At 58.5% G+C, this 14770-nt stretch carries 17 protein-coding genes and 2 pseudogenes; 3 read left to right on the forward strand and 16 right to left on the reverse strand.

The genetic code is table 11. From position 1 onward, the window contains the following. Window positions 1–157: 157 nt before the first annotated feature. The 7 genes from BMI01S_RS33765 to BMI01S_RS43445 form a co-directional block, all read right to left on the reverse strand. Window positions 158–1165, reverse strand: coding sequence for a site-specific integrase (locus BMI01S_RS33765; RefSeq protein ID WP_036046494.1), 1008 nt, complete (start codon window positions 1163–1165; stop codon window positions 158–160). Then, complete coding sequence (locus BMI01S_RS33770) at window positions 1158–1895, reverse strand: tyrosine-type recombinase/integrase (RefSeq protein WP_161635555.1); 738 nt, start codon at window positions 1893–1895, stop codon at window positions 1158–1160. The genes BMI01S_RS33765 and BMI01S_RS33770 overlap by 8 nt, the downstream gene beginning before the upstream one ends. A 152-nt stretch (window positions 1896–2047) precedes the next feature. Further along, window positions 2048–2422 (reverse strand): universal stress protein, encoded by a 375-nt coding sequence (locus tag BMI01S_RS44275; RefSeq protein WP_161635554.1) that lies wholly within the window; start codon window positions 2420–2422, stop codon window positions 2048–2050. Between the two features lie 171 nt (window positions 2423–2593). Continuing rightward, window positions 2594–2725, reverse strand: coding sequence for a hypothetical protein (locus tag BMI01S_RS43440; RefSeq protein WP_255217842.1), 132 nt, complete (start codon window positions 2723–2725; stop codon window positions 2594–2596). A 1-nt stretch (window position 2726) separates the two neighbouring features. Continuing rightward, window positions 2727–3584: an ExeA family protein gene (locus BMI01S_RS33780; protein ID WP_028232377.1), complete on the reverse strand. Its 858-nt coding sequence runs from the start codon at window positions 3582–3584 to the stop codon at window positions 2727–2729. After that, window positions 3581–5020, reverse strand: coding sequence for a DDE-type integrase/transposase/recombinase (locus BMI01S_RS33785; protein WP_028232376.1), 1440 nt, complete (start codon window positions 5018–5020; stop codon window positions 3581–3583). The genes BMI01S_RS33780 and BMI01S_RS33785 overlap by 4 nt, the downstream gene beginning before the upstream one ends. A 98-nt stretch (window positions 5021–5118) precedes the next feature. Next, window positions 5119–5430: a hypothetical protein gene (locus tag BMI01S_RS43445; protein WP_244145439.1), complete on the reverse strand. Its 312-nt coding sequence runs from the start codon at window positions 5428–5430 to the stop codon at window positions 5119–5121. Between the two features lie 666 nt (window positions 5431–6096). Here BMI01S_RS43445 and BMI01S_RS33795 point away from each other — a divergent pair. After that, entirely contained in the window at window positions 6097–6282 is a 186-nt protein-coding gene (locus BMI01S_RS33795) for a hypothetical protein (RefSeq protein ID WP_028232374.1), read from the forward strand. Between the two features lie 362 nt (window positions 6283–6644). Next, the gene (locus BMI01S_RS44280) at window positions 6645–6938 is read left to right on the forward strand and encodes a BON domain-containing protein (protein WP_081723551.1); all 294 of its coding nucleotides are present in this window, start codon (window positions 6645–6647) and stop codon (window positions 6936–6938) included. A 15-nt stretch (window positions 6939–6953) separates the two neighbouring features. On the opposite strand, the pseudogene tnpA reads toward BMI01S_RS44280, so the two are convergent. Continuing rightward, a pseudogene (gene tnpA, locus BMI01S_RS33800) lies at window positions 6954–7387 on the reverse strand (IS200/IS605 family transposase). A 545-nt stretch (window positions 7388–7932) separates the two neighbouring features. Between tnpA and BMI01S_RS44285 the strand changes: the two are divergent. Continuing rightward, the gene (locus BMI01S_RS44285; RefSeq protein ID WP_407669091.1) at window positions 7933–8070 is read left to right on the forward strand and encodes a SulP family inorganic anion transporter; all 138 of its coding nucleotides are present in this window, start codon (window positions 7933–7935) and stop codon (window positions 8068–8070) included. A gap of 123 nt (window positions 8071–8193) precedes the next feature. On the opposite strand, the gene BMI01S_RS38395 is transcribed toward BMI01S_RS44285, so the two are convergent. The 8 genes and pseudogenes from BMI01S_RS38395 to BMI01S_RS33835 all read right to left on the reverse strand — a co-directional run bounded on the left by BMI01S_RS38395 (window position 8194) and on the right by BMI01S_RS33835 (window position 14571). Further along, the gene (locus BMI01S_RS38395) at window positions 8194–9033 is read right to left on the reverse strand and encodes a response regulator transcription factor (protein ID WP_051381537.1); all 840 of its coding nucleotides are present in this window, start codon (window positions 9031–9033) and stop codon (window positions 8194–8196) included. A gap of 103 nt (window positions 9034–9136) precedes the next feature. Beyond that, window positions 9137–9488: pseudogene (locus BMI01S_RS39850) on the reverse strand (RidA family protein). Window positions 9489–9543: 55 nt separating this feature from the next. Next, the gene (locus BMI01S_RS33810; RefSeq protein ID WP_028232373.1) at window positions 9544–10311 is read right to left on the reverse strand and encodes an ATP-binding cassette domain-containing protein; all 768 of its coding nucleotides are present in this window, start codon (window positions 10309–10311) and stop codon (window positions 9544–9546) included. Window positions 10312–10331: 20 nt separating this feature from the next. Next, window positions 10332–11108 carry an ABC transporter permease gene (locus BMI01S_RS33815; protein ID WP_081723550.1) on the reverse strand — a complete coding sequence of 259 codons (777 nt, stop codon included), beginning with the start codon at window positions 11106–11108 and terminating at the stop codon, window positions 10332–10334. After that, window positions 11105–11794, reverse strand: a complete 690-nt coding sequence (locus BMI01S_RS33820) for an ABC transporter permease (protein WP_036046487.1) — start codon at window positions 11792–11794, stop codon at window positions 11105–11107. The genes BMI01S_RS33815 and BMI01S_RS33820 overlap by 4 nt, the downstream gene beginning before the upstream one ends. A gap of 98 nt (window positions 11795–11892) precedes the next feature. Next, window positions 11893–12678: an ABC transporter substrate-binding protein gene (locus BMI01S_RS33825; RefSeq protein WP_028232371.1), complete on the reverse strand. Its 786-nt coding sequence runs from the start codon at window positions 12676–12678 to the stop codon at window positions 11893–11895. A gap of 98 nt (window positions 12679–12776) precedes the next feature. Next, window positions 12777–13220 carry a GNAT family N-acetyltransferase gene (locus tag BMI01S_RS44290; RefSeq protein WP_028232370.1) on the reverse strand — a complete coding sequence of 148 codons (444 nt, stop codon included), beginning with the start codon at window positions 13218–13220 and terminating at the stop codon, window positions 12777–12779. A gap of 235 nt (window positions 13221–13455) precedes the next feature. Next, window positions 13456–14571, reverse strand: coding sequence for a pyridoxal phosphate-dependent aminotransferase (locus BMI01S_RS33835; RefSeq protein WP_028232369.1), 1116 nt, complete (start codon window positions 14569–14571; stop codon window positions 13456–13458). Window positions 14572–14770 lie beyond the last annotated feature (199 nt).

Consider the following 14770-nt stretch of genomic DNA (forward strand, 5'->3'; position numbering starts at 1 on the left):
ATGGACGGCCCGGGATTATGCATGCTCTGCCGTTGAGTGGAGCGGAGCGCACGGCGTGGGTTCCGATATAAATCGAATTATGGACCGTGCCGCGCGCGTATTTGAGTTCTTGAGCAATGCAGGGTTCAGTTAGCGAATCGTTCTTGGCCGTGCATAATCACAAGCCCTCGAGAAACTGCAGTACGCGGTCAGTGGGCCTGTATCGGTGTTGCCTGCTGTGAGGTAATTGAAGCGTACGGAGGGCTCTTTCCTTCATTGCCAGGTCCGCCTCGATGTACATGTGCGTGGTCGCTGGGTTCTCGTGACCGAGCCACAGCGCAATGACCGTAAGGTCAACGCCAGCCTGAAGCAGGTGCATGGCAGTCGCGTGCCGAACCAGGTGCGGTGAGATGCGTCGGCCCTTGAGTCCCACGCAATGAGTTGCCGCAGCCTCGTAGGCGAGGTTAAGACGATCGGTTATTCCGGTTCGCGTCATCGGTCCGCCTGAGCGATTTGGAAAGAGCCACTGTCCGGGTGAAGCGTCAATCTGCCGAAGCCAGAGCCGGATCTGGTTTGCGGTGCTGCGCCAGAGCGGGACCGCACGTTCTTTGCGGCCCTTGCCGTGAAGACGTACAGAAGGGCTTCGATCCAGCTCGACGTCGGCGACGCGTATGCCGATGAGTTCGGATACCCGAGCGCCGGTGTTATAGAGGGTCGCCAACATCACGCGATCGCGCTGGCCGCACCATGTGTTGGGGTTAGGTGCATCGAGCAAGGCGCATATTTCTTCTCGGGAGAGGAAGCGGACCAGCGGGCGCTCATAACGTTTCATCGGGATCGCGAGCACCTGCTGAATTGTGCCCAGCGACTCTGGTGCTCGGGACGCAGCATAGCGCAGAAACGAGCGAATGGCGGCAAGCCGAAGGTTGCGACTACGGATGCTATTGTGGCGGGCCGCTTCGAGGTGGTCGAGGAACTGGAGAACCAGGGGTACATCGATGTCGCTGAGTTCCAGGCGTTCAGGTCTCCGATGCAATCGCTGTTCTGTAAATTGGAGCAGCAGCCTCATGGTGTCTCGGTAAGCCGCTACCGTTCGCGGGCTCGCATTACGCTGTTGTATCAGGCGCTCCATAAAGAACTGCTGCAGCAATTGCGGAAACGTCGGTGATGGGTTCGGGTCAAGCATGATTGCCTCCTTGAGCGAAGTGCTCGAAGCGATCGCCTGCGATGGTCATCAGCTCAGGTATTGCCGTTACATACCAGAACGTGTCGGTGACCTGGGTATGTCCGACGTAGGTGGAGAGCACCAGCATCGCATTACCGACATCGATCCCCTCCTGATACCAGCCGATAAGACGTCGGCAGATAAAGCTGTGCCTCAAGTCGTGGATGCGCGGGTGCGGGTGACCTCCCCGGGCTTGCCATCCGAGCTGGACTCGAAGACGGGCGAAGGCATATGCGATCTGCCGATAGTTCACTGGCCTTCCGCAGTCGGACACGAAGAACGCTTCGGTCGTCGACGCGGGCAGCCTTTTATCCCGAATACAGGCATAGGCGCGGAGGGCTTCGGTGGTGGTCGGATGTAGAGGAACCTGGCGGGCTTTACGAAACTTGCTCTGACGAATCGTGAGGAGGCTGCGTTCGAGGTTGACGTCCTCGCGCCGAAGTGCCAACGCCTCCGAGATGCGCAAACCCGTGGCCGCGAGCAGACCGAAGACGGTTTCACAGGTAACTGGACGCAGGCCACCCGTGGGCGGAAGTTGTCGAGCAGTATCCAATAACGTCTCGATTTCCTCTTCCGAATAAATATGCGGTGTCAACCGTCGGTATCCTGGTCCACAGAGTCCGGAAGATGCAATTTCGGTGGCGGGATCGAACTGCAGGCGGTACTTGGCAAATGGGCTCAAGATCTTCAACCGACCTGCCCTGGTGGCGGCTGTGGAGCGGCTGGACGAACAGGCCCAACGCAAAGCCAGCTCCACCGTGATCGGACCGCTGTGGCCAATTTGATCAGCGACACGCCATTCCGCACGCGGTGCCGCAAGCCTTGCAGCTGCACGCAGAGCAGTCAGCGAAGCGTCGCTGCAAGCAGGATCCGCGAGGGCGGCCCATCTACCGCACTGCCGTATTCAACCGGAACGATCAGGATCGGGGAACTAAGCAAGCGGGCAAGCGGCGCGGAAACCTCACCGCCCACCCAGCGCAAAAGAGCTCCATGACGCCGCGCTCCAAGGACGACAAGATCAGGTGCCCATTGCGATACCGCTTCGGCGAGTGCGTGGACAAGGTCACCCCCTAACCTGCAGAGATCAAGGACTTGCTGCTCAAGTTGCGCGCCGCAACCATCCAACGCAGATTGCGCAGCTTTGATTGCCGAATCGGCAGCACGGCGGAGTTCCTCACGCGCGACTTCAAGCTGCTCCGACCCAGTGAGCGTGAGCACGATAAATGATGGGCCGATGATCGAGATAAATGATGTTCGAGGGACGAAGTAAAACGGGGGCGATGCCCCCGTGCTGTTTTAAAACGGATCGTCCAGAGGCTCTGTGCCCTGGTACGGTGGCTGTCTGGGTCCGTCGTACCACGGCTGGTGATAGCGCCGGATCTGGGCGCCCTAAGCGCAGCTGAACCACAGATAGAAGTCCTCGAGGAAGAACTGCATCATGTAGGCAGCCTCATCAGAGAGTTCGAGCAGCGGCAGGCGCCTATGGGCAGCGTCCTCGCGAGGTGATGTTTTACGGGACATGCTATCGGGCTCCATTGGGCTGACGCGCCGGTGCACGACGCGCGGACGACGTTGAAGGGGCAAAGACATCGAAGTACAGCTTCTCGTCAAGTTCGGGCATTTCACGGTGAGCGGCGGTGGTGAGCAGTTCGTTGGCGAGCGTGGTGAGCACGCGGAAGTTGCCCAGAGCGTGTTCGCACAGCGTGTGGCGCAGCGGCGGCGTCATCAACTGCGGGGCGCCGGCGCTGCTGAGCAGATGCTCGAGACAGGCCAACAGGTCATCGGTCGAAGCCTTCTCGGTCGCCAGGCGCGAGCGGATACGGCTGCCCAGTGGCAACAGTTCGTCGCGCCTGAGCTTGTCGGTCAGGCGCGTGTCGCCAGCAAGCACCACGCACAATAGCGGTTGCGAATCGAACCGGGCACTGGCCATGAGCCGCAGTTCGTTGAGCACGCCGGCGCTCATCTCCTGGGCTTCGTCAATCAGAAGGATCGGTCGCCGGCGCGTGCTCTGCAGGTGCGATAGCCACCGATCGCGCAGCGACCGGAAGCCGCCCCAGCGGTTGTGCGCCTTGAGTTCCAGATTGAAGATGTCGCCCATCTCGCGATAGAAGTCAGCGAGACTGCTTTGCGGGTGATTGATCGAGACGACCATCAGGTCGGTCAGGCGTTCGAGCTTCTCGGCCAGCACGCGCATGACGACGCTCTTGCCCGTGCCGGGCTCGCCGTGGATCATCGCGAAGCCGCCTTCGCGTACGAGCGCGTTCTCGATGCGCCAGCAGAAGTTCTCCACGCGCGGAGAGACGTACAGCGCTTCGAGGGGAAGCTCCGGGGAGAACGGGTTCCACTTCAGGCCATAGAGGGCTTGCAGACGCTGGCTCATGCGCTCTCCTGCCAGTCTGCGGGAATCCAGGCCGGCGGCAGGCCCGTTGCGGCGTGCTCGGCGAGCAACTGGCGCAACAGCGGCGCGATGCCGGGTGTACTGTCCGGAATCGGCTCGACGACGTCGATCGCGTCGAGACGGCGGCGCTGACCATCGGCGTTGGCGGCCTTGTCCAGAGGCCTCAGCGCACACAGTACAGCGTCACTGTCGGCGTCGATGAGATCGACGCGGCTCAGGTCCCAGCGCGCGTAGCGCAGACGCACGCGCTGCAGGTGCCGGTAAGCCGAGGGGATCTCGAAGCGCGTACCGTCCAGACTCACGGTGCCATCCGAGCGCCGCTGGGTGCGCGTCACGTCGATGCGGAATGCAGCGCGCAGTGCGTCACTCGACGGGCATTCGCGGCCCACATCGGGGCCGGCGAGATAGCGCTTGAGCGGCGTGGCGCCGATCTCGGAATGATGCGCGTGGTGATACTCGCGCTCGATCCATGCGTGCGTGGCCTGATTGAGCAGTTCGAGCGTAAGATTGGGTTCGCCCTCAAGCATGGCCATCACGCGGCCTTCGATGCGGGCCCAGAACGTCTCCTGCTTGGCGTTCTGGTATGGGGAGTATGGGAGGGTCGTCTGGTGCAGCACGCCAAGCGTATGCAGTCCAGCGGTCGTTTCCTCCGCAAGCATTGCAGCGCCGTTGTCGGTCATCAGTGCGCGTGGGAGGCTGCGCCGCTGGAACGCCTGGCACAGTCCATGGATCAGACTGCGCGCGGTCTCGTCGAGAAACCACTGCGCATGGCAGACGATGCGCGAGCGGTCGTCGAGCACGCACAGCAGCATCGGCGTAATCCACTGGCCGTCGTGCATCAGCAGCTTACGCGAGCCGTGGTGGAAATCGAGATGCCAGAGCGCATTGACGTGCTCGACCTCGAAGCTGCGTACCTCGAGCTTCTCGAGACGATCGCGGGAGAGCATCGCTCCGGTGCTCGTATGACGCGGCTTGCGTTCGCGATACATCCCCTGGGCGCGCAGGTAACGGCGCAGTGTCGTATAGGACGGTACGCCCACCTCGCCGAGTATGACCTTGAGGTTGTCGTAGTGGAGCTGGCATGTCCAGCCTGGGTGCTGGCGATATTGCGCGCGGATCGACTGTACCGCTGCGGGCGACAGGAGTGCGCCGGCGCCAGAAGGACGTTGGCGGTTGCGAAGGGTGTCCACCGGGTCGTGGGCGGCCTTGCGGGCCTTGTAGAACCATCGCTCGATGGTCGAGCGGCCGAACTGGACATCGTCGCCGGTCACCGGATGACGCCAGCGTTTGGTGGCCAGCACGGTGATGAGTTCGCGCAACTCGCCGGGTTCAGGTGGTGCGGCAAGCAAGGGGCCCACGATCGCAAAGCGCAGCCGCGCCCAACGATCCCGCAAGGGTAAATCGTGAAGTTCAGTCATGCTCTCTCCAGGGATGCGGCGCATCGCACCGCGATTCAAGGCAGAGGCGAGACTACAGGCGCGTTCCGAGGGGGGCGAGCGAGAAGTTCTGCGGGCGGCTACCGTCCCTCACGCACGGCGCCCATGGCGTTTGCGCTGGTGAGTGGAGCAAGCCACAGCAGCAGGCACAGCAGCGGCTCGGAAGGTCGCGTGGCGACAAAGCGTTCGAGCAGGCTCACCGGTGCCAGCCCGGTATCGATGGGCGGCATGAACGCCGCCTGTCCGAGCGTCCAGAATGGTGTGCTGACGCAGTCCGTGGTCCACCACTTGCGCCATCTGGCGATCGTCGCGGGCGGCACGCCAAGGGCGTCGAGCTGGCGCATTGCCGCAGCCGAACCCGCGCTAGCCCGGGTGGCGCTGACGGTGACCATGATTGCGCCGACGTAGACGCGCCGGCCAAGAAAGCGCACGGAGAAAGGCGTGGTACGGCAGCGACAGCCAGCGCAGCAGAAGCTGTGGCGGAAATCGCAGTGGCAGCGGGCTTCGCGTGAAACTCCGCGCGGCTTGCGTGGGTAACGGGCGCTATGCAGTACGCCGTCGCAGCGGCAACCCTGTTCCCGGGTCTGGTCGGCGTAGTCCTGATCAATACGTAGCAACAGGCGATAAAAATTGGGGGCGTTGGCTCTCACGTGGCACACTGGGGGAGTCTCTGTTCTTGGCAGACGTGAGACTCTCCCTTGGGCATCGTTTGTGCAAGATGCCTGAGGGAGATCCCCCTCTCTACATCACGCTGGACGCCCAAAACACCCCGAATTCCCATCAACCAACGCGCTCATGCTCACCCAGCCCACACTCCCAGCGGGACAAGCGTTCGTGGGTTCTCGACCACGGACACAATCCGCACAGTGGCCCCCGGCCGCACAAGCCGCCGCAGATATCGTAACGTCGCGGCCGACGCCGCCGGGGCGGAATCAACGGCGACCAGGATCTTCGAGAAGGGCAACAGAGCACTCGTGGCGGATTGCTCGACCATGTCGAACCTCGGAATCGATGGTGGGATATCACCCCTTACGCTGCCTTGGGCCCGTCGGCGACATATGATGCAGATCAACCGCTTTGCGGTGAAATCATCGTTTTTTTGTCGTGAATCGCTTCGCACGCTCGGGACGCCGACGTTTGTCGCAGCGCTCACCGGCGCCAGCATCCAGATCGTGCAACGCGCCAACCATCGATGCCCGTCTCGCATACGCGGCACGGTGGTTCCGGACGACAATCGTGGCTAATTCTCAAACGTAAAGGGGCTCCAGCTACCGGGATCCTTAACTGAACTTACATTGCTGCTAAGTCCGAGGCACGGCGGTTGTGCCCGAAGTGCACCACACCCGGCTAGCAATGCGTCGATGTGGTCCAAAGCGGATAGCGGATCGCCTTCCGAAATGAGTTGGCGAGCGAGGGATGTATGGGCGTCGAAATAAGTGTCCCCCGATACAACTGGCTCCATAAGCTTCTGGAGTTGCGCAATTTCAGTAACCAGCTCGGACAGCCGGGATTCGAAATCCATGCTGTTATTGAGCCACATCAAATATCGAGAACTTTGTGATGCGAACATTCGCTGCAGAAGCATCCAACATCCAGAGAGGCCGTCATGCGGACAGATCGAGATATTCAGCATCGGATCGAACAAGAGTTACTCTGGGATCCGTCCGTCGAAGGGAGGTACATTCAGGTCAGTGTGCACCAACACGTCGCGACGCTGCGCGGGTGCGTCCCGAGCAGTGCGCAAAAGTTTGCAGCACAGTGCGTGGCGCAGCGTATCGTGAAAGACGGGTCTGTCGTAATGGAGCTTGTCGTTCGACCGCCCGAACCACCAGTCAGATACCACCGGCAAAGCCGGTGGCTTGAAATTGTGAGCGCCTCAAAGGCGCCCATAAAACCGTGAGCCTCCGGTGGCGGCTTACTCCATGTCCAGCTTCATCTGGTCGTACCGCTCATCTTCCTCCTCCTGATTGCGGATGTACGCTCGTACCATGTGCTCGTCCAACCCCACCGTGGAAACGAAGTAGCCTCGGGCCCAAAGTGCTCGCCGGTAAAATTGCGTTGTCGGCCGCCGTACTTCCTGGCTATCCGAATTGCGCTCTTGCCCTTGATGTACCCGACCACATTCGATACCGCATATTTCGGCGGAATGCTCAGGCACATGTGAACGTGATCCTCCATCAGGTGTCCCTCGACGATTTTCGACTCCTTGTGGGATGCCAGTTCATGAAATATCTCTCCCAGCTGCCGACGCAACGCCCCGAAAATCCGTTTCTTGCGTCGCTTCGGAATGAACACTACGTGATACTTGCAGTCCCATCTCGTGTGTCGCCCGATTTCGAACGAACGGATTCAGCACTGCCCCCCCCAACCGAGCACGTGCACGGCCACGGCATTTCTCAATGGTTGACCATTGAACTGGATTTCGTCCAGTGCGGTCCGGGAATTCTCACATAACGATATATACTGTATAGATCGTTAAAGCGACGGGAGATGGCCATCGCTGAACCCTGCATCAGGAGGAAGCGTTGAACGCCATGCGGAACGGTGAACTTGATTACTGGACCTGTGAGCCTGTTGCTGACGTCGAAGCCCTCGGGGGCTACGCGACCCGCCGTGAATTGCGGTGCGGCTGTGTCTGCCGGAATCCTTTCGATGGAGCTCGCAAGAGCGGTGGAGGCGGTTCCGGAGCATGCGCACGCTAAGCACGCGTGCTATGTGCGGCGATGGTCCTGAAGGATTGAAAGACGATGAAACGCTGAATTTTCTCAACCTCCGCGCTTTCGTTCAGCTTTTTCAAGATGACCATTGATACAGGGCATGCAGCCGCCGTACACCTACAGGATCCGGGACATTATGCGAGTCCCGGGAGGACGCCACCGCCGCGTCGTGCGCGCATGGCGCACGACGTGCTTGCGGGCGTGTCGATCTCCGGACTCCTCGTGCCTGAGGCTGTCGCCTATGCGGGGATCGCGAATCTGCCACCCGAGGCCGGGCATGCCTTGCTTGCAGGTCTGGTCGTCTCTATGCACTGACTGGCAGCAGCAGGTTCGCAAAACTCACATTACCCACAGCACGACAGTCCGTTAATTTATCGCCAGGAACGCGGGTCCGCATGCTGCAGCGAAGCAGGAAGAACCCCAAGCGACGCACTGGACTCATCCGTTTGAGGCGTTTTCCAACCAGCGCACGTACAATGCCATCAGCTCCGATTGAGTCGCAATATGTAGCTTCGCGTAAGCATTCTTGCGATGGCTTTTCACCGTCGTTATCGCGATATTCAGCCTCAGGCTGATAGATACCGACGAGTGTCCCTGAAGAATCAGCCGAATCACCTCTACCTCACGCGCAGACAATAAGTCCTTCCCGAACGATTCAAATGCTACATTGACAGCGTTGTCGTGAGGGAGTGTGGCATCACGGACGAAACATGCCCAGTTCGCCCGAACAACGGCAGAGACGAACGGCGACATCGCTTCGAGAATGGAAATCTCCTGCGCGCCAAAACCCGATAACGAACTGGGTCGTAGAAAGCTCACCTCGGCCATGGCCCTGTCTGGGAGCTCGACGAGAAGCAATAGCTCCTCTCTCTGCTCGGGCCACCCACGGGTGATGTAACGCATTTCCTCTTTTTCAGACCACGCCGCGGGGATACTCTTGAACGACTGGGAAATTGGATATTCCTTAGGCACCAGATCCTTCATCCGGTAGGCACCTGGCTCGATGCCGTCCAGATATGCCTGATAGCATGGGCTCAGCACGTATGACAATTCGACAAAGTTGGTCAGGCCCTCCCGATAGGGTGTATCGCCGAATGTATCGAATAGCAGCACAGGACGCGTCTTTCCACGATAGGCGACAATTGAAACCATCTCGAACGCCAGCTTCATATTCAGCAGCTGGAATGCCGCGGCATATGATCTCTCGCTACCGACAAATTCGATTGCCTCGCCGATCCACAAAAATTCGGGTCCGAGCTCGGAAATGTTGATCGACATAAACCGCCCTCAAGTTCCTTCGAGACATGACGCGTGCCCCAAATCGTGTCCGCACGACTACGGACACCCCCTCGACGACCCGCACCAGCGCTCTCGGTCAGCTTTAATCCAGGACTGCCGCGGTGATGACGACCTCGACCGTACAACCGGGAAGAGCCAATTTTCCCTCGACCGTAGCCCGTGGAGGAGGATCGCTCCGACTAACCCACGCATCCCACGAGATGTTCATCTCGGGAAAATCCGCAATGTCCGCGAGAAATATCTGCGCAAAAAGAATCTGATGCTTGTTGCTACCCGCCTCTTCAAGCAGGGCGTCGATGGTCTCCAGGATCCTTGCGGTCTGCGCTGTGACATCCAGATTGGGTTCTTCTTCGACTTGCGGCGAGCCGGACCACCCCCTGATGAACGCTGACAGCAGACATCCTCGGGCCGGGATGGAGACGCTTTACAACCATGATGATAACCTCAATGTCTAAATGACTCTACCAAGTCCACTTGGTGGATCTCGGACTACTTCAATGCCCCGGTGAGGAACTTTGCTAGCCTCTCACTTTTTGGACTTCCGAAAATATCAGTTGGCCGGCCGCGCTCTTCCACAAGACCCTGATCAAGGAACATCACTTCGCTCGAGACTTCCTTCGCGAACGCCATCTCGTGTGTCACTACCACCATCGTTCGGCCCTCCTTGGCGAGTTCCTTCATGACCGAGAGCACTTCGCCGACCAGTTCGGGATCGAGTGCAGATGTGGGCTCGTCAAACAACAGTACTTCGGGGTCGACGGCAAGTGCCCTGGCGATCGCTACGCGCTGTTGCTGCCCACCGGACATGTGTGACGGGTACATATCAGCAACCTTGTCCGGATCCAGCTTGACCTTCAGGAGGACGTCGAGTGCACGTTCATGGGCCTCCTTGCGCGAACGCTTCTGCACCCTGATCGGTGCCAGCATCAGGTTCTCGATTACTGTCAGATGTGACCAAAGATTGAAGTGCTGAAAGACCATCGCAAGCCGCGTACGCATCCTTTCTAGCTGGCCGTGGTTGACCGGCATGATGCCGTCGCGTGTTTCTTTCGTCTGCAGTTCCTCACCGTTCAGCCGGATCACGCCGGCATTTGGCCGCTCAAGCATGTTGATGCAGCGCAGGAATGTACTTTTCCCTGATCCGCTCGATCCGATGATGCTGATGACATCGCCCTTCTTGGCATCTAGCGAAACGCCTTTGAGGACCTCGTGTGCGCCGTATCGCTTGTGTACGTTTTCAACCGAAAGTGCATTCATTATCGTTACTCGTGTTCTGATTAATACTGTCGCGCATCCTGGAATTCGGCCGCGGACGAGCTTGCAGACTTGACCGTAACGCGCTGCGAGGCGCGTGGCCGGACGTGAGCCATGTATCGTTTCTCCAAAGTGCGGAAGATTCTCAGAATCGCAAATGTGCACAAGCTATAGAGCACGAGCGCAAACAGGTAGGGCTCGAACGGCGCCGCATACTGCATGCTGATTGCGCGTGCAACGCCACCCAAGTCGAGCAGCGTGATGCCGGAGGCCAACGCTGTTCCGTGCAGGGTAAAAACAACCTCGTTGCAATACGCCTGCATCGCGCGACGGAGCGCACTTGGATAAATTACATATCGAAGACGAGCCCACTTGCTCATCCCGATCGCCACAGCCGCCTCCACCTCCCCGGGCGGCGTAGCCTTGAGCGCGCCAGCGAAAATTTCACAGGTGTATGCTGCAGTGTTCAGTCCGAATGCAAGCCACGCGCAGACGTACGCCTCCTGGAGGTAGGTCCAAAGCCAGCTCTCGCGGATGAATTCGACTTCTGCAAGCCCGTAGTAGATGACATACATCTGGACGAGCAGTGGACTTCCTCGAAAGAGGTATGTGAAAAACCAAACGGGCGTTGACAGCCAACGCGATTTCGAGATGCGCATTACCGCGAGCGGCAATGCCAGCACAAGCGCGAACGCCAGACAGATCAAGAGAAGCTGCACGGTCAACCACAAACCCGTGGTGACTTCGCCGTCAGTCCACAAAAACAGCCGAAGATTATCCAGAACAATATTGAAGTTCACAGAATCACCTCTCGAACTCCGAGCGAGAATTTCATGTTGAGTCGTCGCAGAATCCAGAGCGAGACCGACGTAAGAGCGAGATAGACCGCACCAGCGACACAGAAGAACAGGAGGATGTGGTGTGTGGCGCGTCCGGCCGCAGTCGAAAGGAAAACCAACTCGTTCAAACTCACCATGGAAGTGATTGCGGAGGCCTTTACAAGCGCGAGCCAATTGTTGCTCAGACCGGGGATGGCGAATCGCATCATCTGCGGGTAGAGGATGCGAAAAAGCACGGTTCGCTTGCGCAACCCAAATGCGTAACCGGCTTCGAGTTGGCCAGCCGGAACTGACAGTATCGCGCCTCGAAAAGTCTCGGCGACATATCCACCGTAGACCGCCCCGAGAATTATCACGCTCGCCATATAGGAGTCGATCTCGATCGAACGTCCTGGAGATATTTTGTTCACGGCATAGTTGAGTGCGGCTTGGCCACCGTAATACAAGAACAACAGCCACACAAAGTCGGGCGCACTTCGGGCGAGCGACGTGTATAGCGACGCGATGGTATTAAGGACGCGATTTGACGCGGACTTACACATGGCTGCCACGAGCCCCAGAACAACTGCAACAAGCAACGAAGCCAATGCGACGTTGATCGTTGTCATGGCACCAACACCAATCGCGTGAGCGTATCCATAAAGCATCAGACATCTCCACAAACAATGGGGAAGGGAGTCGCCGCAGAATGCGGCAACTCTCCCTCCCTCTCCAACTTCCACACGGGAGTCAGGGACTCGGTGCGTCAGATGCCCGAATAGATATCGAAATTGAAGTAGCGCTTCGCTATTCGATCATATTCTCCGCTCGCGCGGATTGCGTTGATGGCACTGTTCAGGCGATTGCGGAGCTGAGAATCGTCCTTGCGTACGCCAATCGCGATGCCGGCGCCGAAGTACTGTGAGTTTGTGACCGGCTTTCCGGTGAAGGCGAAGCCAGTACCTTGCGGCTGGTTGAGGAAGCCGGTAGCGAGCATCGTGCTATCCCCCATTACGGCGTCGAGGCGACCGGAAGCGAGATCTGTCAAGGCATCTTCATCTGACGGATAGGTAACGACCTTTGCGCCCGCTGGCGCGAGGACCGCCTTCGCAAACGATTCATGAGGACTCGAGCGCTGCATTCCGACTTTCTTGCCCTTCAGCGTCTCCGGTCGGGTGGGATCAAATGAAGAGCCTGAACGGGCGACCATGCGAGAAGCAACGCTGTAGTACTTCTCGGTGAACGAAATCTTCTCTCGGCGCTCCGCTGTGTCGGTCATCGAGGACATGATCGCGTCGAACTTGTTGCTCATGAGCGCCGGAATCATGCCATCCCAATTCTGGACAACCCACTCACACTTAGCCTTGAGCTGGGCACAAAGTGCATTACCGATATCGACGTCGAAACCACGAGGCTTTCCGTCTGTACCCATTTCGTTAAACGGAGGGAATGCACCCTCGACTCCCATACGGATCACATCCGCCCCCTGTGCGTGGGCCGTCGTCATAAATACAGATACAACAAGTGCCAGCATCGCTGCGGACCTTTTCATCGCTCGTCTCCTTGCTCGCCTTAATATGGAAGTGAAACCAAAATTCGCCTACAAACTGCGTTCAAAGCCACCGGTTTTCCAGACTGCTCGCTTTCTTTTTATCTTCGGTACTGAACCACAGCAGCACGAGTAGCTACAGTCTCGTACAGTCTCTGCGCCCTCTTGTTCGTTTCTTCCGTCTGCCAGTACGTGCGATAACACTCCCGGACATCCGCCTCCTGGAACGCCTTATCAAGGAGCTGACGTGCTACCCCTAGCCCTCGTGCGGCCTCCGAAACAAAGAGGTCCTCAATCAGGCAATTCCACGTCGCGGCCCAGCTTGAACGATGGAAGAGATAGATGACAAACCCTGTCATCCGGCCTGCCTCGTCCTCGCTAACGGCGCACTGATGATCTCCACCCTGCGTCGTGATCCGATCCCACGTCGCCTCCGTGACTCGCGTCGGAACATCCGTATGATAAAACTGTAGATAGGACTCCCAGAGTGGCAGCCATTGCTCATAGTCCGTACTAACGGCTGCTCGTACATTTACGTTTTGCATGTCCTTGCCTTCGTGCTAACGACGTTTTCCGTCCGTTCGTTACTGCTGTCCTGCAGCGACCCGCTCAGGTTCATCACCTGTTCCCGCGAAATGAGCAGAGAAACCAATGCCGCCGAATAGCAAATGGCATGGCTTCTCAGCAAAGTTCCGGACTTGCCATAGCTTTGGCGCAGAAAGGCACCTCTCGTATGTGTTTCACGCCGCTCATCCGCGCACGGAACGAGCGGTGATCGAATTACAGTTGCTCGCGTACGGCGGCGGAGATACCCGCCAGACCCTTTCGGAGTTCATCCTCCGTCGGCCATGCAAAGCCGATCCGCATGTGCAGCTTTGACATTTCGAACCAGTTTCCGGCACCGACATACGTATGGTGGTTCTGCAACACCGATCGATAAAACTCGTCGGCGTTAAACGTCGGTGGCACTTTCAAGCGCGGGAAGCAAACGACCCCGCCTTGGGGCTCCACCCACTCGACGTACGGATCCGAGTTGACCCAGTCGCGGGTGATTCCCAAATGACGGAGGTTCCTCTTGTTGCTCTCGGCCAGCCAGTTGTCGCGCTCTTTGAGAACTGCAAGCCCGATAGCTTCGTCGACCACCGACCCGCAAATGCCGATTTGTTCTTTGGCCGCGAGAAACAGCCGGTAAAGCGCCGGGCTGCGCGTCGTTAGCCAGCCAAGACGAATGCCGGGGGTACCGTACGCCTTCGACAGGGACGAGACCGAAATGAAACGATCGCTGATGGTTGCTGCGGCTGGGTACGGCGAACCGTAGGTGAGGTCACGATATGTCTCATCGACAAGCACAAGGCAGTCGTGCTTGTCGGCGATCGCCTTGAGGCCAACGATTTCGTCCCACGTCATCATGGTGCCAGTCGGATTGTGCGGGCACGTCACGCTGATGTATGCCGTGTTCGGGCGTACTGCACGTTCGATTGCTTCGAGGTCCACCTTGAAGCCTTCCTCGAACTTCAGGTCGATGTACGTCGTTTCGCAACCGATCGCGCGCGGCGTCTCGATATTCGTCGCGTAGTTCGGGCGCACGACGACGAGGTGCGAATCCTTGTCCAGCAGGGACGTGGCGATGATGAACAGGGCACCCGCAGCGCCGTTGCAGATCAGGACGTCATCGGCCGTGACAGATTGGGCGCCGCTTTGTTTCGCGATAAGCTCTCGAAGCTGCTTGTCGCCGCGATGCTCGCCGTACAGCAGAACGAGATCATCAAGGTTCTCGACGTTGAAATCGCCGAACTTCCGGTCCGAGATCGAGCTCTCCGACAGGTTGTACTTGATCTTCTCGTAACCCAGTTCTTCCGGCGACTCCTCTTCGAGGATCATGCGCACGTATTTCATAAAATCTTCCCGTTAGTTTGTGAATCGGACCGATGACCGCTCTTCGAGCCAACTGCATGGCGTTCGAATAATCTTGACCGGACAGAATTCTTAGCTCCATCCCCCCAGAGGAGGAGCCACGATCTTAGGTACAGGGTCGAGCAGGCCAGTCAAAGGACCGTTGCGTCGCCTGCATCCATGGCACACGAATTCAACGGAC

The organism is Paraburkholderia mimosarum LMG 23256 = NBRC 106338 (assembly GCF_000739815.1).
In the GTDB taxonomy this organism is placed as follows: Bacteria; Pseudomonadota; Gammaproteobacteria; order Burkholderiales; family Burkholderiaceae; genus Paraburkholderia; species Paraburkholderia mimosarum.